This is a genomic window from Rhizobium sp. R339 (genome assembly GCF_002211395.1).
In the GTDB taxonomy this organism is placed as follows: Bacteria; Pseudomonadota; Alphaproteobacteria; order Rhizobiales; family Rhizobiaceae; genus Rhizobium.
Map to the genome: position 1 here is coordinate 119899 of NZ_LOKV01000008.1, position 18659 is coordinate 138557.

The 18659-nt window shown below is 63.8% G+C and carries 11 protein-coding genes; 3 read left to right on the plus strand and 8 right to left on the minus strand.

Annotated features, from left to right (window positions below; translation table 11 throughout):
• The first annotated feature begins 19 nt into the window (after positions 1-19).
• Together repC and ATY76_RS12115 are read left to right on the plus strand one after the other, a co-directional pair.
• The gene (gene repC, locus ATY76_RS12110; RefSeq protein WP_088675003.1) at positions 20-1234 is read left to right on the plus strand and encodes a plasmid replication protein RepC; all 1215 of its coding nucleotides are present in this window, start codon (positions 20-22) and stop codon (positions 1232-1234) included.
• 178 nt (positions 1235-1412) lie between these two features.
• Entirely contained in the window at positions 1413-2546 is a 1134-nt protein-coding gene (locus ATY76_RS12115; protein WP_088675004.1) for an RHE_PE00001 family protein, read from the plus strand.
• Between the two features lie 120 nt (positions 2547-2666).
• Here ATY76_RS12115 and ATY76_RS12120 read toward each other — a convergent pair whose 3' ends face one another.
• From ATY76_RS12120 to ATY76_RS12130, 3 genes are read right to left on the minus strand one after another with little or no spacing between them, the layout of a single operon-like run.
• Positions 2667-3383 carry a Bax inhibitor-1/YccA family protein gene (locus tag ATY76_RS12120; RefSeq protein ID WP_088675005.1) on the minus strand — a complete coding sequence of 239 codons (717 nt, stop codon included), beginning with the start codon at positions 3381-3383 and terminating at the stop codon, positions 2667-2669.
• A 20-nt stretch (positions 3384-3403) separates the two neighbouring features.
• Positions 3404-4171: an anti-sigma factor gene (locus tag ATY76_RS12125; RefSeq protein WP_088675006.1), complete on the minus strand. Its 768-nt coding sequence runs from the start codon at positions 4169-4171 to the stop codon at positions 3404-3406.
• Positions 4158-4697 carry a sigma-70 family RNA polymerase sigma factor gene (locus ATY76_RS12130; protein ID WP_088675007.1) on the minus strand — a complete coding sequence of 180 codons (540 nt, stop codon included), beginning with the start codon at positions 4695-4697 and terminating at the stop codon, positions 4158-4160. Before ATY76_RS12130 ends, ATY76_RS12125 begins: the two co-directional genes overlap by 14 nt.
• A gap of 175 nt (positions 4698-4872) precedes the next feature.
• Here ATY76_RS12130 and ATY76_RS12135 point away from each other — a divergent pair, with 175 nt between their 5' ends.
• A complete protein-coding gene (locus tag ATY76_RS12135; RefSeq protein ID WP_088675008.1) occupies positions 4873-5181 on the plus strand; it encodes a hypothetical protein in 309 nt (102 codons plus the stop codon).
• On the opposite strand, the gene cueR is transcribed toward ATY76_RS12135, so the two are convergent.
• The 5 genes from cueR to ATY76_RS12160 form a co-directional block, all read right to left on the minus strand.
• On the minus strand, positions 5169-5570 hold the full coding sequence (cueR, locus tag ATY76_RS12140) for a Cu(I)-responsive transcriptional regulator (RefSeq protein ID WP_088675009.1): 402 nt from the start codon (positions 5568-5570) through the stop codon (positions 5169-5171). The genes ATY76_RS12135 and cueR overlap by 13 nt on opposite strands.
• 9 nt (positions 5571-5579) lie before the next feature.
• On the minus strand, positions 5580-8108 hold the full coding sequence (locus ATY76_RS12145; protein WP_088675010.1) for a heavy metal translocating P-type ATPase: 2529 nt from the start codon (positions 8106-8108) through the stop codon (positions 5580-5582).
• A gap of 114 nt (positions 8109-8222) precedes the next feature.
• Positions 8223-10832, minus strand: coding sequence for a malto-oligosyltrehalose synthase (gene treY / locus ATY76_RS12150; protein ID WP_088675011.1), 2610 nt, complete (start codon positions 10830-10832; stop codon positions 8223-8225).
• 112 nt (positions 10833-10944) lie between these two features.
• A complete protein-coding gene (pbpC, locus tag ATY76_RS12155; RefSeq protein ID WP_088675012.1) occupies positions 10945-13026 on the minus strand; it encodes a penicillin-binding protein 1C in 2082 nt (693 codons plus the stop codon).
• A complete protein-coding gene (locus ATY76_RS12160) occupies positions 13026-18491 on the minus strand; it encodes an alpha-2-macroglobulin family protein (RefSeq protein WP_088675013.1) in 5466 nt (1821 codons plus the stop codon). Before ATY76_RS12160 ends, pbpC begins: the two co-directional genes overlap by 1 nt.
• Positions 18492-18659: the final 168 nt, after the last annotated feature.

An 18659-nucleotide genomic window follows, 5' to 3' on the forward strand; every position in this document is an offset into this window, starting at 1 on the left:
TTGAAAAAAGGTGAGGGACATGGAGCCTCAATATGTATCGACGCCTTTTGGGCGGCGATCGATGACGCTTGGCATGCTGGCAAGCCAGGAAAGCGCCAGCAAGGTCGATCCGGATGCATCGGTCGATAAGTGGAAGATCTTTCGCGCGCTCTGCGAAGCGAAGGATATGGTCGGCGTATCCGACCGTGCGCTTGCCGTTCTCAACGCGCTGTTGACCTTCTATCCGAAGAACGAGATTGCCGAGGCCAACGGCTTCGTCGTCTTTCCTTCGAACGAGCAGCTTTCGCTGCGCACGCACGGCATGGCCGGCACGACGCTGCGGCGGAACCTAGCGATGCTGGTGGAGGCAGGGCTGATCATCCGGCGCGATAGCCCGAACGGCAAACGTTTTGCCCGTCGCAACGGCGAGGGCGGGCTTGGAGAGGCCTTCGGCTTCAGCCTGGCGCCCCTTCTTGCACGCGCGGGCGAGATCGAAGCGCAGGCGGCTCAGGTGATCGCCGACAGGCTCGAATGGAAGCGCCTGAGGGAGCGCCTGACGCTCTGCCGGCGCGACATCGCCAAACTCATCGAGATTGCACTGGAAGAGCAAATTGCGGGCGAATGGATCGAGATGCAGAAGCATTTCAATCTGCTTTCGGCCAGCCTGCCGCGTCGTCCGTCGGCTGCGGAAATGAAAAGCCTCCTGACCGATCTCGAAGCGTTCCGCGAGATGATCGTCAAGACGCTGGAACTGAAGACGAAAACAGAAAAAATAGACGCCAATGATAGCCAAAACGGTCGGCACATACATAATTCAAACCCACACCCCTTATCTGAACTTGAACCAAGCTTCGACACGAAGCAGGGCGCAAAGCCGGAAGAAGAGCCGCGGCCGTGGCGCGAGCCGCCGAAATCTTTCCCTCTTGCCATGGTGCTGCAGGCCTGCCCGGAAATTATTGCGTATGGGCCGGGCGGTGGAATCGGCAGCTGGCGGGATCTCATGGCCGCGGCCGTTATTGTCCGTTCCACCCTCGGCGTCAGCCCCAGCGCCTATCAGCAGGCCTGTCACGTCATGGGGCCGGAAAATGCCGCCACGGTGATCGCCTGCATCCTGGAAAGGGGCGGACATATCAACTCCGCCGGCGGTTACTTGCGAGACCTCTCACGGCGGGCGGAGCGCGGCGAGTTCTCGCTGGGGCCGATGCTGATGGCGTTGATGCGGGCGAATGGGCCGGCAACGAGGAGAACCGGATGAGCAGGCACGAAAAAGCTTCGCACCAGCCGCGGCAATTAAACGAGGTGGACTGCCGCTCTGCCATCTCGAGCGTTTCCTTCCCCGGCACCTTAGTTGAAAAACACCATTGCTCATGTCATAGATGGCGGAACAAAACGTCTGCTTTGCTTCCATTTGTGAAAAACCGTAAAGGTTAACAATGCGCTACGACATCGATGGGGCAATGCTGCAAACCCTGCTTCCGGCCCTCGCCGCTGCTGAGGATGCAATTGCGCGGCTCGACGAACGAGTGCTGCGTTCCCCGGTAGGCGAGGGATTTGCCGAGCGCAGCCACTTTTTTGATGCGGCAGGCGCCCTCTGGGTTGCCGGTGAACTCGTGCATGTCGAGGATCTCGTTCTGCACGATGCGCATATGGATAGCCGCGCTCCGAGCCACGAGCTGACGATCGCCCATTCCGTGTTGCGGACGCGTCGCCGCATCTGGACCGGCGAACCCTCCTGGGCGCTCGGAGCGTCGGGCCTTGCGACGCTGACTGCAACGCTCGGGGAAGGGGAGGGGAGCGCGCAGGAGGGGAAGCGTCCCGAAGCTGTCGTCGAGGCCGGCGAAGAGGGCGAGGATGAGGACGGACCGCTCGCCGCCGAACTGGCGGAGATCGACGCGCTTCTCGCGCGCTCGCAGAAGCTCATCGATATCCATACGGGCAAGGCGCCGCCGAGCGAGCAGGCTGCGATTCCCGCGACGAAGCGAAACGAAGATCCGCTCGGTTTGCTCGGTGACGATGAGTGGGACGAGGAGCAGCGGCTTGCGGAGTGGCGCAGCGTGCTGCCGCTGGCCGAAGCCTTGCCCCCGGTTCTAGGCGGCGCCATTCTTTTCGAAGCATGGGAGAGGATCGAGCCGCTGCGGCGGCAGCATTGGCTCGGCGGCCTCCTGGTCGCAAGCCATCTGCGTGCCCGCGGTAAGGTCACCTCACATCTCTTTTCCTTCTTCGGAGGGCTGAAGCTCGTGCGCCATGAGCGTCGCCGGGCGCGAGACCGGGGAACGCGGCTGCAGGCTTTTCTGGAGGCGATGCATCTGGGTGCTACGGCCGGGCTTAAGGAAATTGACCGCTTATCGTTGGCACGCACGCAAATGGAGCTGCGTTTTCGCGGCCGCCGTTCGAACAGCAGCCTGCCGGAGCTTGCCGATTTCATCCTGTCGCGGCCGATGGTTTCGGCTGCGATGATCGCCCGCCAGCTGCGCATCACACCGCGCGGCGCGCTGAACCTCGTCAACGAGATCGGCATTCGTGAAATCACCGGCCGGGGCCGTTACCGCGCCTGGGGCATCATCTGAAATGAAAACGGCCGGGCGTAAACCCGGCCGTTCCTTTTAAGGTGAGCACCCGATCTGCCATCCTGTCACAGATTTTAGACCGGGCGCTCTTGCGCTTCCATTGCCCCCAGAAGCGCGGTCCTATTCCCGCTCGCCCGTGAAGTTGAGCAGAAGCTGGAAGATGTTGACGAAGTTCAGGTAGAGCGAGAGCGCGCCGAAGACGGCGAGCTTCTGGTTCGATTCCTGATCGTAGTTTTCCGAATACTGTTCCTTGATGTTCTGCGTGTCGTAGGCGGTGAGGCCGACGAAGACGACGATACCGATCACCGAGATTGCGAACTGCAGTGCGCTCGAACCCAGGAAAATGTTGACGATGCTGGCGATGATGATGCCGAAGAGGCCCATCATCAGGAACGAGCCCATCTTCGAGAGGTCACGCTTCGTCGTGTAGCCGTAAAGGCTGATGGAACCGAACATCGCTGCGGTGATGAAGAAGGTCTGCGCGATGCTCGTCTTGGTGAAGACCAGGAAGACGGAGGCAAGCGACAGGCCCATCACGGCGCAGAAGGCCCAGAAGGTGATTTGCGCAGTGCTGGCGGACATCGTCTGGATGCGGAACGAGAAGAAGAAGACGAAGGCGAGCGGCGCCAGCATCACCACCCACTTCAGCGGGGTGTTGAAGATCGGCACGTAAAGCGCCGGCGTCGAGCCGACGATGAAGGCGACGACGCCGGTTATGACGAGGCCAAGGGCCATATAGTTGTAGACGCGCAGCATGTGCTGGCGCAGGCCTTCGTCGAAAAGGGCCTGCGAGCCGGCGTTAGCGCCGTAGCCGTAGCGGGGATTGATCGGGTTCATACTGATCTCCTCGGGTTGAACTAGTAGAGCGAACGGGCGAGCCGTTCGGCCGCCTGATCGAGATTGACGCCGCCATCGTCAGCGATGAGCGCATAGGCGACCTCGCCGATCTGCCAATAGGCGGCTTCCGTTTTTTCGAGTGCGACATGGCTGACCGGCTGGACCTCGAAAGCGCCCGGCCGGACGGCGAAAAGCGAAAGCCGCTTTCCATTCGTTTCCTCGATCGACATTTCGATGCTGGGACCGAAAGCTGACGGGAAGATCTGCACATCGGCGACCTTCCAGTCCTTCGGCAGCTCCGGCATGATGATCGCCGTGGCGGCGCGAATGTCGTCGGCATTATAGGTGGTCGGCGTCTGCGACGGCATCTGCTCGCGCAGCGCCGCGGTCTGATAGGCGCGAACGGCATCCTCGACATAGGCGGGTGCGGGAACGGAAGCCGCAACCTCGGTCGCCGAGAAGGCGCCGAAGGAATTGTGCGCCACCCAGCCGGCGGCAATCAGCACGCCGACGGCGGCGATGCGCTGCATGGTATGGAAGATGCGGCCATAGGAAAGGCCACGTTCCAGCCGGCGGGCGGCGTCGCGGGTTTCGGCGCGGCCGAAGGCGCTTTCGCCGGCAAGAGCCAGGCGCAGCTCGCCTTTCATGCTGAGGTCGGCCATGACCTTGGCGGCAATCTCAGGATGCTCGGAAAGATAGGATTCCACCTGAATACGGCGGGCGACGTCGAGCTCGCCGTCCACATAGGCGTCGAGATCGGCGTCGATGATCGGATCAATTGTCTTCATTGCCGTTCCCTCCGATTAATCTCAGATGCGAAACGCGGGGTGTCTTCTCCTCGAATTCGCGCAGCTGCGCGCGGGCGCGGGAGATGCGGGACATCAGCGTACCGACCGGAATGCCGAGCGCAGCGGCCGCTTCCTGGTAGGAGAGGTCCTCGATCGCCACGAGATGCAGAGCCTCGCGCTGTTCCTCCGGCAGGTCGAAAAAGGCCTCGCGTACCTGTTGCAGGCGCACGGCATGCTCCTGTCCCGCCGGCAGCGACTGCTCGGCTTCGGCAGCCGCCTCGTCGTGACGGCGCGTCAGCGATCGGTTCCGGCGAAGACGGTCGATATGGGCGTTATGCAGGATGGAAAGAAGCCAGGTGCGCAGGTTGCCGCCGCTGCGGAAACTCTTGCGCTTCTCGTAGGCGCGCACGAGCGCATCGTGCACCAGATCCTCCGCCTCGTCCGAGCTGCGCACCAGCGAGCGAGCATAGCGCCTGAGCGCTGCAAGCTGTCCGATGACGTCGAAGGGGCGTTCTTTGCGTTCCATGATTGAGTATACGCAAGTGCGGGGGATTTTATTCCCGACCAGTCAAAAAAATCATGGGGCCGCGCGCACTCTTCAAATATTCTCTGTCCGTTGGACGCGCACCCCAAATCGGCGATTGTTTATGACAGATACATGACAGATCATCACGCCGCTGATCTGAAGGGGAAAACCAAGAATGAAGGAAAAGAAGCGGGTCTACGAAGCTCTCGTGGACGGCGCCATGGAAGGGCTGACGGATCAGGCGCTCTATGATTTCGTCAAAGCGCGTTGCCCGAAGGCCACCAGCAAGAAGATCGTCAGGGCCTCACTTTTCGCCCTGACCGATCCTCATCTCAGGGACCGCAATATTCTCGACGTGATCTATTCGCTCGCGATCAAGCATCGGTTGGATGAAGGCGTGCTGGATGATGGCGAAGACGAGGAACCCGATGAGCAGGTTCGCTCTTCCCAGGCCGCCAACCAGAACACGCGTCAGCTCTCCTGAACGGCGCCGTCCGAAAGCTCTTCGAGGATCGGGCAGTCCGGCCTATGGTTTCCATGGCAGGCACGCACGAGGTGCTCCAGCGTATGCCGCAGTTCCGTCAGCTCTCTGATCTTGCGGTCGATCTCGACAAGCTTGATCTCGGCGATCTCCTTGACATCGGCGCTCGCCCGACCCCTGTCCTCGTAGAGCGCCAGCAGTTGCCGGCATTCCTCGACGGAAAAGCCGAGGCCGCGTGAGCGCTGCAGAAAGCGCAGTTTGTGGACGTCGGCCGCATCATAGTCGCGGTAGCCATTTCCGCCCCTTCCGGGGCGGATGAGGCCGATATCCTCGTAATAGCGGATGGTCTTCGAAGGGAGGCCCGAGCGTTCCGATGCTTCGCCGATATTCATCGCCGTCTCCTATAGTTTTGCAAAGCGCAGTCTCAGGGCATTCGATATCACCGAGACGGATGAGAGGCTCATCGCCGCCGCCGCGATCATCGGCGAAAGCAGCAGGCCGAAGACCGGGTAGAGCACGCCGGCTGCGACCGGCACGCCAAGTGCGTTATAGCCGAAGGCAAAGCCGAGATTCTGGCGGATGTTGCGCATCGTCGCCTCCGCCAGCCGTCGCGCCCTGACGATGCCGGTCAGATCGCCTTTCACCAATGTAATGCCTGCGCTTTCCATCGCAACATCGGCGCCGGTGCCCATGGCGATGCCGACATCGGCTGCGGCAAGTGCGGGCGCATCATTGATGCCGTCGCCGGCCATGGCGATGACGGCGCCTTTGGCGCGCAACTCGTCGATCAGAGCCTTCTTGCCTTCCGGCAGCACGTCGGCTCGCACCTCGTCGATGCCGAGGCTTACCGCCACCGCGCGTGCGGTGCGCTCGTTATCGCCCGTTGCCATGATGATCTTCAGCCCGCTTTCGTGCAGCGCCTTGATGGCAGCTGAAGTCGTCGGCTTGATCCGGTCGGCAACGGCGACGAGACCGGCAAGCGCGCCGTCGATCGCCACGAACATGACGGTCTTGCCGTCACCGCGCAGGGCTTCGATCTTCTCGGAAAGTGGCGCCGGATCGATGCCGAGATCGGCGAGCATCGCCGCATTGCCGAGCGCCACCATCGTGCCGCCGGCAAGACCCTGGACACCCTTGCCAGTCTTGGCTTCGAAGCCGCTCACCTCGACGAAGGCGACGCCGCGTTCCCCCGCGCCGGAAACGATCGCTTCGGCCAGCGGATGTTCGGAGCCGCGCTCCAGGCTCGCCGCAAGCGACAGCAGCCGGCTTTCCTGGATGCCGCTAGAGGCGACCACATCGGTCAATCTCGGCTTGCCCTCGGTCAGGGTGCCTGTCTTGTCGACAATCAGCGTGTCGACCTTGGAGAAGCGCTCCAGCGCTTCGGCGTCCTTGATCAGCACGCCTTCCCCAGCGCCGCGTCCGGTGGCGATCATGATCGACATCGGCGTCGCAAGGCCGAGCGCACAGGGGCAGGCAATGATCAGAACCGCGACGGCGGCAAGCAACGCATTCGCCAGGCTCGGCTCCGGGCCGATCATGGCCCAGGCAAGGAAGGCAAGGATGGCGACGGCGACCACCGCCGGCACGAAGAAGGCGGATACGCGGTCGACCGCGCCCTGGATCGGCGCACGCGAGCGCTGCGCCTTGGCGACCATGTCGACGATGCGCGACAGCATCGTGTCTGCGCCGACCTTCTCGGCCGTCATGATAAGGGCGCCGTTCTTGTTGATCGTGCCGCCGGTCAGCGCGTCGCCCTTCGATTTTTCGACGGGCAGAGGTTCGCCAGATATCATCGATTCATCGACAGTCGACTGGCCCTCCAGAACGGAGCCGTCCACCGGCACCCGTTCGCCGGGGCGCACGCGCAGCCGGTCGCCGGTCTGGATCTCGTCCACCGGCACGTCGTTTTCGCTGCCATCGGCATGGATGCGCCGCGCCGTCTTCGGCGCAAGATCAAGCAGGGCGCGGATTGCCGAGCCGGTGCGCTCGCGCGCCTTCAATTCCAGCACCTGGCCGACGAAGACGAGCGCGACGATGACGGCTGCCGCTTCGAAGTAAACCGGGACGGCTGCGCCATGGCCACGGAAGCTCATGGGGAAGATATCGGGGGCAAGTGCTGCGACGACGCTATAGACGTAGGCGGTGCCGACGCCGAGACCGATCAGCGTCCACATATTGGGGCTGCGATTGACGAGGGATGCCCAGGCGCGGCGGAAGAAGGGCAGGGCCGCCCAGAGCACCACGGGGCTCGCCAGCAGGAGCTCGATATAGGTCGCAAGCGGCTCGCCGATCGCGTCGCGAAGCGGCAGGCCGAGCATCGGCCCCATGCCGAGCGCGAGCAGAGGCACGGCGAGGACCGCGCTCACCCACAGCCGCCGGCTGAAATCGACAAGCTCCCGGTTAGGGCCTTCATCGGCGGGGGGAACGCCCATCGGTTCCAGCGCCATGCCGCATTTCGGGCAGTCGCCGGGACGGTCGCTGACGACCTCGGGATGCATCGGGCAGGTATAGAGCGTGCCCTCCGGCGCCGGCTTTGCCGCAGGGCGCTTGCCGTTGCGATAGGCCGAGGGGTCGGCCTCGAACGTCGCCTGACAGCCGGCCGAGCAGAAGTAGAACTTCTCGCCTTCGAATTTCAGGAAATGTTTCGCCGTGGAGCGGTCGACGTTCATGCCGCAGACGGGATCTTTCGCGGTCAAGTAATCCTGCGGCGTGGCCGCAAACTTCGTCCTGCAGCTCTCCGAGCAGAAATGATAGGTGCGGCCCGCATGGTCGAACGATGGCTTGCCGGCCTTCGGATTGACCGTCATGCCGCAGACGGGATCGCGGATCACCGCGTTGGCCGCGTTCTCCTGAGAATGATGGCTGCAATGGCAGTGATCGCCACCGTGAACGTGCTTGTGATGGTGATCGTGTTCGTGCTTGGTATCCATGACTATCTCCTGTGCCCCAAGGGCAACTGGATAGGCTTATCCACCTTCCAGCAACTGGAAGGTCAAGCACTAATTTGGAGAGTCGAATTTTTAATCGTACGGAAGGCTCGGCGCCTAGATCGGGCTGATCAGCCCGACCGGCTGGCTTCCGAGCAAGGCGGCAACCGAGATGCTGCCTCCCGGTTCGATCGTCTTCCCCGTTACCAGATCGGCCTTCAGTCCGTGAAGCGGGGAGGGGATGGCGATCGCCGTATCCTCCCAGAACTCCGGACCGGCGAAGAGCACGCCGGGATCGAGCCAGCCGAACATCAGCCGCGGCGCCACGGTGATTGCGAACTCGCTGTTGTGCACCCGGGCGAAAGCGAGGACATGGTCGCGCCGGTTGCCGGTCGCCTTCAGCGGCAGGTAATCGCCTTTTGCGAAAAGAGCGGGATGACGCCGGCGCAGCTGCAGGCCGATGCTGACGAGGCGCTGCTTCAATGCTGCCGCCTGCAGCTTGGCGATCGGTCCCGATTCGGCCAGCCATGCCGTCAGCCGTTCATGCTCGACCGGCCGGCGGTTGTCGGGATCGACAAGGCTGAAATCAAAACCCTCCGCGCCCTGGTAGATATCGGGAATGCCGGGAGCGGTCAGCTTGAGGAGCGTCTGCGACAGGCTGTTGAGGTAACCTGCGGCGATGAAGGGCTGCAGCACTCTTTCGAAATCTTCGAGAAAAGCGTCATTTTCCGGCGACACCAGCGCCGCCGCATAGGCGGTGACGGCTTCCTCATAAACGTTATCCTGTTCCAGCCAGTCGCTGCGCAGTTTCGCTTCGCGCATCGCCTTTCTGGCATAGTCGGTAAAGCGCTCGCGAAGCTCTTCCGTCTGCCCTCGGTCGAAATCCTCCGGCCAGACGCCGGCCAGCGCCTGATAGAGCATCCATTCGACATTCGGCTCCGGAACCGCGCCGTCCGGCAGATCCTTCAGCCAGGACCGGTTCATCTCACGCCAGCGTGCCACCGCCTGTACGAAGACATCCGCGCCTTCGCTCAGCGTGTAGAGCCTTGCGCGCGCATCCTCGCCACGTTTGGTGTCATGGGTGGTGCTCGCCGACAGGCCAAGCGGCTGCAGCCGCGCGCGCTCGGCCATCCGGCGATGAAAGCCCTCGGGGCCTTCAGGTGTCCTGCCCGGCTCGCCACCCACCTCGTTGGCGCCGAGCAGCCTGTTGTGGCGATAAAAGAGCGTATCTTCCGTCGCCTTCGCCATGACGGGGCCGCTCAATTGCTGAAAGCGGACGCGGAATTCATGGGCCGCATCGCCTTCGACCTTGCCTTCAAGAAGTTTCAGCACATGGTCGAGCGCCCGCCGATCGTCGAGATGTGCGACGGCTTGCGATGCGGTGGCGGCAAGCACGGCCGAATCCTGCCAGGAGAGCGGGCCGCCGTCGCCATAGGTGCGATAGACGGGAAAAGCGATCAGCAGTTCCTGCAATGCGCCGGCGATCTCGTCTTTTCTCTCCTCGGGAAAGATACCGGCGGCAATCGACACCAGCCTATTGGTCTCGCCTGCGAAATTGCGTTCCACCATCAGCCGCTTGGCGGTCCGCCGGCTCTCTTCGAGATCACCGGCTTCGCCGGCGATGCTGCGATAGGTATCGTCCAAGATGCGCAGCCCGCCGCCATCGATGAAGAGGTCGCCGATTGCGGCAATGAACTCATATCCCGTGGTGCCTGCGACCGGCCAGCTCTCCGGGAGAATCTCACTTGCGCCGAGGATCTTTTCCACGACGATATAAATGTCGGGTCCGACGGCTTCCCGGAGCCGGTCGAGATAGGCTTTCGGCTCCGCCAGCCCATCGACATGGTCGATGCGCAGGCCCTGCACTTTGTCTTGACGCACTAGTTCGAGCACCAGCCGATGCATGTCTTCGAACACCGCCGGATTTTCGACGCGGGTGCCGACCAGTCCGGTCACCTCGAAAAAACGGCGATAGCTCAGATGCCGCGCCGCTTCCTTCCAGTAGCTCAGCCGCCAATGCTGCGCCTCATGCAGGCTTCTAAGGAACTCTCGATCGGACGAGATGTCATCGAGTTTCTGCCGTAGGACCGCCTTATCGCCACCTTCGAACAGGATGTCGCGCGTCGCGCGGCGGAAGTCCTCGCCTGACGTGGCGGCCGCAGCCTCCGCCATTCTCGTTGCAACCGGATCGTCTAGCCGGTTTGCCAGCGCGCCATAGCTGCCGGGGTTCAGCGGCAAGAGCGTCTCGAAATAGCCGAAGGCGAAATTGCCGTGGGTTTCGTCGAGCGCGAGGCGCAGTTCGCCGGCGTCGAGCGCGCGGTCGAAATCCTGGCCGAGCTGCGGCAGGGTCAGCGGCTCTCTCCAGTCGATGTCGAAATGGCGGGCATAGGCGCTCTGCCGGCCGAATGCCAGAACGTCGCGCCACCAGGCATTTTCCGGGGAGGCGGCCATATGGTTCGGGACGATGTCGAGGATCAGCCCCATGCCGGCCGAAGCCAAGCTTTCCGTCAGCCGGTCGAAACCTGCGCGGCCGCCGAGCGACGGGTCGATCTCATTGGCATCAGTAACGTCATAGCCGTGGGTAGAGCCGGTGACGGCCGTAAAGATCGGTGAGGCGTAGAGATGGCTGATGCCGAGCGTCTTCAGATAGGGGACGAGGCCGCAGGCGCGATCGAAGGTCATGCCGTTGCGGAATTGTATCCGGTAGGTCGCTGTCGGAAGTGTCATGAGGCCGTCTGACGTTGGAGGGAGACCCTCTCCAACGGTTGTGTCCGGGCTTTGGTTCCATTGCAGCGCCGCGCGCCTTATCGGACGCCCAAAGGACGTGACACTTGATGGGTTAGTCGATGAAAACGCCAACACTTGCGGCGCGGCCGGCCGAATCGATGACGGTGAGCTTCGAATAGCCGCCGCCGTCCGGCAGCCATTGCTGGGTGCGCCGGCGCGAAAGATCGGGCAGCGGCCTGCCATTGGCGAGCCAGCGGAAAGGCGCGCGGCCGCCCTGCAGCTTCAGCTGCAGCGGTGACAGGTCGCCCCCTTTGGCGCCGAGATCGATATGCGCGCCTTCTGGCGGATAGACGATCTGAGGCGCGGCTTCGCGGCCGGAGGCGACGAGCAGGCCGCTGGCGTTGAGCGCGAAACGCCGCTGGCTGATCGGCAGTTCGGACTGGGCGATGCGCACGGCGCCGGCGGGCGGCCGCGGCAGCGGCGTCGTTGCGATCCCTGACTTGGCGAAGCCCTCGAAGAGGATCGGCGCGGCGGTGCCATAACCGGTCAGGCCCGGCACGGCGCCGTTATCGGGCCGTCCGACCCAGACGCCGAGCACGTAGCGCCCGTCATAGCCGACCGACCAGGCGTCGCGGTAGCCGTAGCTCGTGCCGGTCTTGTAGGCGATGCCGCGCTGGGCGGCGCCGGCGGGAGGAATGACGCCGGAAAGGATATCGGCGACGTTCCACACCGCGACCGGCTCCAGCATCGGCTCGCCGTCGATCTTGCCGGGTACGCCGGTGATGCCGTCCCCGAGCCGCGTCGGCTGGCCGCGATTGGCGAGCGCCGTGTAGAGCTGCACCAGGTCCTTCAGCGTGACGCCGACGCCGCCGAGGCCGATCGCAAGCCCGGGCGTCTCATTCGGCGGCAAGGCCGGGCGCACCTCGGCGCGGCGGAAGCGCACCAGCAGCCGCGACGGCCCGACGGCATCGAGCAGCTTGACGGCCGGCACGTTCAGCGAAAGCTGCAGCGCCTCGCGCACCGTGACGTCGCCCTGATAGCTCATGTCGAAATTGCGCGGCCGATAGCCGAAGAAATCGGCGGGGCGGTCCTCGATGATCGTCTCCTGGGAGACGAGACCCTGCTCGAAAGCCAGCCCGTAGATGAAGGGCTTCAGTGTCGAGCCCGGTGAACGGTTGACGCGCGTCATGTCGATCCAGCCGGAGCGGCTGGTGTCGAAATAATCGGCCGAGCCGACCTCGCCGACGATCTCGCCCGTCTGCGCATCCGCCATCACCATGGCAAGCGACAGCTTCGGCCCGAGCTTCATGGCCGCTGCCCGTGCGACCGACTCCAGCCCCTGCTGCACCTGCTTCTTCAATGTCGTCCGGTGTTTGAGGACCGCAGGCTGTTTGCGAATTGCCGTCTCGGCGAGATGGGCGGCAAGTGCCGGCAATTGCATGCGTCGCGACGGAATGGCGACCCCCTCGGCCCGCTCCGCCTCGCCATCGCCGACGGCCTCGGCCACCGCAACGCGGTCGAGCACGCGCCGGCGCGCTTCTTCCGCCGCCTTGAGATTGCGGTCCGGCCGGCGCCGTTCCGGCAATTGCGGCAGGGCGACGAGCAGCGCCGCCTCGGCGACCGTCAGGCGGCGCGGCTCCTTGCCGAAATAGGCAAGGCTTGCGGCGCGCACGCCTTCGAGATTGCCGCCATAGGGTGCGTGGGTGAGATAGAGGTCGAGGATCTGTTCCTTGCTGAGCCGCCGCTCGATCTGCATCGCGCGCGCAAGCTGCAGCAGTTTCGCCGAAAGCGTCCGTTCCGGGCGCGGCTCGATCAGCCGCGCCACCTGCATCGAAAGCGTCGAGGCGCCGGAGACGATGCGGCCATTGCTGACGAATTGCAGGCTCGCGCGCCCGAGCGCCCAAGGGTCGACGCCGCGGTGGCTGTAGAAACGCTGGTCTTCATAGGCGATCAGCATGCGCAGGAATTGCGGATCGACGTCGGCGGCCGACGTCTTCAGCCGCCAGCGGCCCTCCGACGTCGCAAAGGCGCGCAGCAACTGGCCGTCGGCATCCAGCACCTCGGCGGAGACCACATCCGCCTTCTCCAGAGGCGGCGGATAGGCGCGGTCGGCGGCATCGAGCGCAAGCAGACCCGCGCCGGCGAGAACGACGCCGGCGGCGGATCCGATCGCAAACTTGCGCCACAGCCCCATTATTGTGCCGCCATGACCTCCATCTTGCCGGTCGCCGTGCGGGCCGAAAGCTCGGGCCTGTACATGTCCTCGACGGTTGCCGCCGGATGATCGTAGGTGCCGGGTGTGACGGCGCGCACGACATAGGCGACATTGAACTCGCGATCGTCGCCCGACCCGCGGTTGAAGGCGGCGACGAAGCGATCATAGCGGAATTCGGTATGGGCGGCGGAGATCTCGCCGATCCAGTCGAAATTCGTCATCTGGGCGCTGTCGACGAGGTTCGGATTGTCGATCTCGAAGCCGGCGGGCAGAAGATCGGTGATGACGATGCGCGAGGGCCAGTCGTTGGTCTCCCGCACATGGATGACGACGACGTAGCGCTCGTTCTGCTTCGCCTCGCTGACATTCGCCTGTTCGCCGTCGAGCGTGTAATAGCTGCGCTCGATGGTGAAGCCGTCGCCGCCGGCCGGCAGCGGCACGGTCGGTGCGGCCACGGTGGTGACGACAGCCGAAACCGCGTCGTTGGTCTGGTTGGTCAGCGTCAGCGGATGGCCGGCCAATGCATCGCCGGTCATGCGCGCCATGTAGGCGCCGGTATGCGCGGCGCCATTGACGTCGATTTTCAGCCCGTCATCGCCGCCCTGGATGGCGCGCGCGGCAAGCAGCATCCAGGTCTCTTCCTGGGTGCTCTTATATTTGCTGCGCCCCCATTCCTTGGCCACGGCCTTGGAGAGCTCCGGAATGACCGGCGGAACCGGCCGGCTTTCGGCCGCCAGCGCCAGGATCGCGGCGCCGTCGCGCAGGATCGTGCCGTAGTCGGTGCGCGAGAGGTTGACGCGCGACACCATCGATTGCTCCGACATCTGCAGCGCATCGAGGAAGATGTTCTTCGAACGCTGCGCATCGCCGTAAAGCGCCAGTGCGGCGGCGATATGCGCCTTGGCGAGCGGCGTCGGGAAGTCGTTGATCATTGTATCGGCATAGTAGCGCAGATCGCTGATCGCGGCTTTCTTGTTGCGGGCCAGGACGTAGACGGCATAGGCAATCTGATCGCCCTGGCCCTTGATGTCGGTGGTGTAGGACAGCACGTTCTGCAGGTTTTCCAGCGCCTGCACGAAAGCTCTTTCCGGCACGTCGTATTTCTGCTCGCGGGCCCGCGTCAGGAAATCGGTAACGTAGGAATCGAGCCAGACATCGCCCGAGTCAGGACCCCAGAGGCCGAAGCTGCCGGCGGATGCCTGATAGGAAAGCACGCGGTAGATCGCATCCTGCACGCGCTGGCGCACGTCGTCATCGTTTTCGATGCCGGCCTGCTTCGCCACTTCGGCAAGGTAGAGCAGCGGCAGCGCGCGGCTGGTGGTCTGCTCGGCGCAGCCGAAGGGATAGCGGTCGAGCGTCATCAGCAGTGCGGGGATATCGAAAGCGGCCGAACGCGTGACGTTGACGCTGATCGACGCGCCGGGCAGCACGCTGTCGGCCAAGAGGTTCTTGTCGACGGTGAGCTTCGCCCCGGGCTTGAGCGCCAGCACCCTGCGCTGGGTGATCGGCAAGGAGGCCGGACGCACCGGCACATCGACCGTCTGGTCGAGCGAAAGGCCGGAAGCGTCGGAGAGGTTGATCGAGACGCTGCCGGCGCCCGGCTGCTTGCCGACAAGCGACAGCGTCAGCTCGGATTTGGCGCCGGCCTCGAGGCGGATCGTCTGCGAGGCGGAAGCCTGTTCGATGCCGACCGCGTCGTTGCCGGTCAGCTGCAGCGTGTAGTCGCCGGCCGGGGCATCGGTGTTGGCGATGTCGAGACGCAGATTGGCCTTGTCGCCGGGGGTGAGAAATTTCGGCAGGCTCGCGGTGACCACGACCGGATCGCGGATAATGACATCCTTGACGCCGTGGCCGACGCCGCTCTTCGACCAGGCGACCGCCATGACGCGCGCCGTGCCGTTGAATTGCGGAATGTCGAAGGAGACATTGGCCTTGCCTTCGGCGTCGAGCTTCACCGGACCCGAGAAGAAGGCGACCAGCTTCTGCGTTGGCGGGCTTGACTGCAGCGCCACGGCGCCGCCGTCGCCACCCGTTCTGAGCTTGCCGGTTACACCAAGCGAGCCGTCGATCAGGCGGCCGTAGAGGTCGCGGATTTCAAGGCCGAGCTGCCGCTGGCCGAAATACCAGTCTTCAGGGTTCGGCGGCTCGTAGCGCGTCAGGTTGAGAATGCCGACATCGACGGCGGCAACCGTCACATAGGCATCCTCGTTGGCGCCGGCGCCCGTCACTTGCAGGCCGATATTCAACGGGCCGCGCGGCAGCATCTTTTCCGGCGTGTCGAGCGCCACCTGCAGCGCCCGCTGCTCGGGATCGACCTTCAACCATTTGATGCCGATCGAGCGCATCGGCATGTGGCTGTCCTGCGCATCGCCGGGGCGGAAGAGTGTCGCGGTCACGTAGGCGCCGGCACCCCAATCAGCCGTGACGGGGATATCGACCTCGCCGCCGGTCTCGCCGATCGTGGCGCTCTGCACGGCGACCAGCTTTTCGGTTCCGGCCGTCACCATCAGCTCGCCGCCATAGCGCGAGGTAACCTTCAGCTTGGCCGTCTCGCCGACCTTGTAGCTGTCCTTGTCGAGGGCGATTTCCAGCCCGTCGGGAGTTTCGGTGGAGGTCGAAGCCACGAACCAGCCGGCCTCGAATTCGACGCTGGAGGTGGGGCCGTCGGCATCCGGGCTTTCGACTTCGAGGCGGTAGCGGCCCCAGGTCACCGGCACGGAGATCTTGCCGCCGTCCATCGTCGCGTCGACGCTGCCATTGGAGATCTGCTCGGCTGTGTAGACCGGCTCGTATTTCCATGCCGTGCCCTCGCGATACCACTGGTATTCACGGTTGAGGCTGTAGAATTTCCAGCGCAGGCCCTTCGTCTCCTGCTTCTGGCCGTCGGCATCGACGCCGATCACCGTGAAATTGGCGATCGCGTTTTCAGGCAGGTCGTCGGAAAATTCCGGCTTGATGCCGATCGAAGCGCCCTGGTTCTTCACCGGGATCACGAGGGAGCGCTCGATTGCCCGCCCGCCTGCTTCCTGCATGCGCATATAGACCGTGGCTTTGAGCAGCTGCGTCGTCGCCGGCAGATCGCTGATGGTGAGGTCGGTCGAGGCTTCGCCGTTCTCGTCGAGTTCAGGCAGACCGTCGATCGGCAGGCGCGAATCCTCACTTGCCTCCTCGTCGGCAAGCCCGAAGAGGAAGCCCTTATAGGCAGCGCTCTCACGCGTCGGCTTGACGACGACGTCGCCCTCGAGCGTCAGTCCCGCGGCCGGAGCGCCGTAGAGATACTTGCCCGAGATGGTGATCGTCGCCGGCGTATCCGGACCGATTTCCTTGGCTTCGGTCTTGATTTCCATCTCGGCGCGATCCGGCACGAAATCGTCGACCAGGAAGCTCTTGGTGGCGATAGCCGTACCCTTGGGGTCGGTATAGACATTCATCGTCCAGGTGCCGCGCATGGCGTTTTGCTGGGTCGGAAAATCGATGGAATAACCGCCGAGATTGCTGGTCTGGCTGACGATCCGCCGGTCTTCGACGCCATCGGGGCGGCTGAAGATGAAGGTGAGCGGCAGGTTTTCGATGGCGTTGCCGTCGGTATCGCGGGCAAGCGCCTGGGCATGCACCGTTTCGCCGGCGCGGTAGATGCCGCGTTCGGTAAAGGTCAGTAGGTCGATCGCGCCGGGGGCGGCGCGGCCCGTCACGCCACGGTCGGAGAGGTCGAAGCCGGCGCGCGTCATGTCGAGGAAGACATAGTCCGATGTGCCGTTCTTAGCGGCGATGACGGCCGGCGTGAGCGCCGCCGTGCCGCGGATCAGGCCAGCGGTGAAGGTGGCGCGGCCGTTTTCGTCTGTCGTCGCGGTGCCGAGCACCTCATTGTTCTTGGCGAGCAGCTGCAGCTCGACGCCTGCGATCGGCTTTGCCGAGGCGAGCGAGCGGGTGAAGACGTTGAGCCCGTCGGTGCCGGCATAGGTGGTGATGCCGATATCGGAGACGAGGAACCATTGCGTCGCCTGCGAATCCCACTCCTGGGACGGGCCGGTTCCTGCCGTTGCAGTCATGACGTAGATGCCGGGCTTGCGCTCGGGCAGCGCCTCGTCGACCGGGAAGCTGGTGACGACGTCCTTGTTGAGCTCGTTGGCGATTTCGATCGAGCCCTGCCAGACGAGTTCGCCGCTCTGGTCCTGAATGTTCTGGGCGCTGTAGCCGTCGAGCTGGCTGAGGAACTGGGAGTTGGTCAGCAGCGGCGCGATGCCGCGATCGCCGATGCGGTAGAGCTTGAGATTGGCGGAGGCGAGGTTGACCGAGACGATCGGGATGCCGCGGCGCGCCGTCGAGGGCAGCACGAAGCTGTCGCCGGTGAAGCGCACCATCTGGGTGCGGTCCTTGATGTAGACGTCGATGCTGACGGGGGCTTCGAGAACTTCGTCGACGGCCGAGGGCAGGCCGGTGCGGAAGGCGATCTTATAGGTCTCGCCATGCGTGAGGCCCTCGACGCAGATCTGCTTGCCCTTGGTTTCCACGGCCTTCGGCGCGGCGCCGTTCAGCGTCACGAAGGGCGTGTAGTCGGTGGTCTTGATGAGCGCCTCGGAGAAGGTGGCGCAAGCGCGCGGCGTGGCGCTGTCGGCATCGACCGTATGTTCGGTAATGCGGAACCCCTGCGTCGATTTCAGCTGCAGGTAGGCCGCCTGAACATCCTTGGCGCCGACCAACGCCAGGCTTGCCTTGTAGGCGTCGAGAGCCGGGCGGTAATTGCCGTTGCGTTCCAGGGCATTGGCAAGCACGGCGAGCGCCTCGGCCCGCTTGGCCATCGTGCGCGTCAGCTCGTAGCCGTTCAGTGCGTCGAGCACGGCCTGGCCCGTGATGCTGCTCTCCGTGCTTCCGAAAGAAATTGCGGCGCGGGCGGTCTCGAGCCAGAGATCAGCGTCATCGGGCATGATCGACAGTGCGCCATGGAAGGCGATCAGCGCGTCGGTCAGGTTGTTGGCGGTCATGTCGAGGCGGGCATTGGCCGTCAGGCTGTCCACCCCCTGGCCCTGCTGGGCGTCGGTAAGGGCAAGATTGTCCTTGAAGTCGTGGGCCTGCTGGATGAGATCGCTCGTCAGGAAGGTCAGGCGCGGCGCAGCGCCGATATCCGGCTCCTTCTGGGCCGCCGTTTCGACGATCTTGCCGGCGATGGCGCCCGGGAAGGCGTTCATCGTCTTGAAATCGGACTTCAGAAAGCACCACTTCACCTTGGGATTGTAGGTGAAGGCCTTGCAGCTCTTGTCGCCGATGCAGGAGGTCTTGCACTGGTCGAGCGAAACATTCTGCTCGGTGCGCAGATCGAAGCCGAAGAAATCGGCATCCTTGATCGTCTGAATGTCGCGCTTGGTTTCCGCCGCGGCCGCGGGAAAGCTGATGGCAATCGTGGAAAAGGCGATAGCGGCGAAAGCGAAAAACGAGCGCACGGACATAGATTCCCCCCAAGGATACAGGCGATGCTGGCTCTGATCGGCGGCACTCTCCTCACTCCTCACGAGATTGTCAACTCAACTTGAGCGGTGTTTCACCATCACACAGACGCTTTCGTTCAACCGTCACATCAGCGGGCGTGATTTGCGGCTTTTGCAAGGATGGGCAAG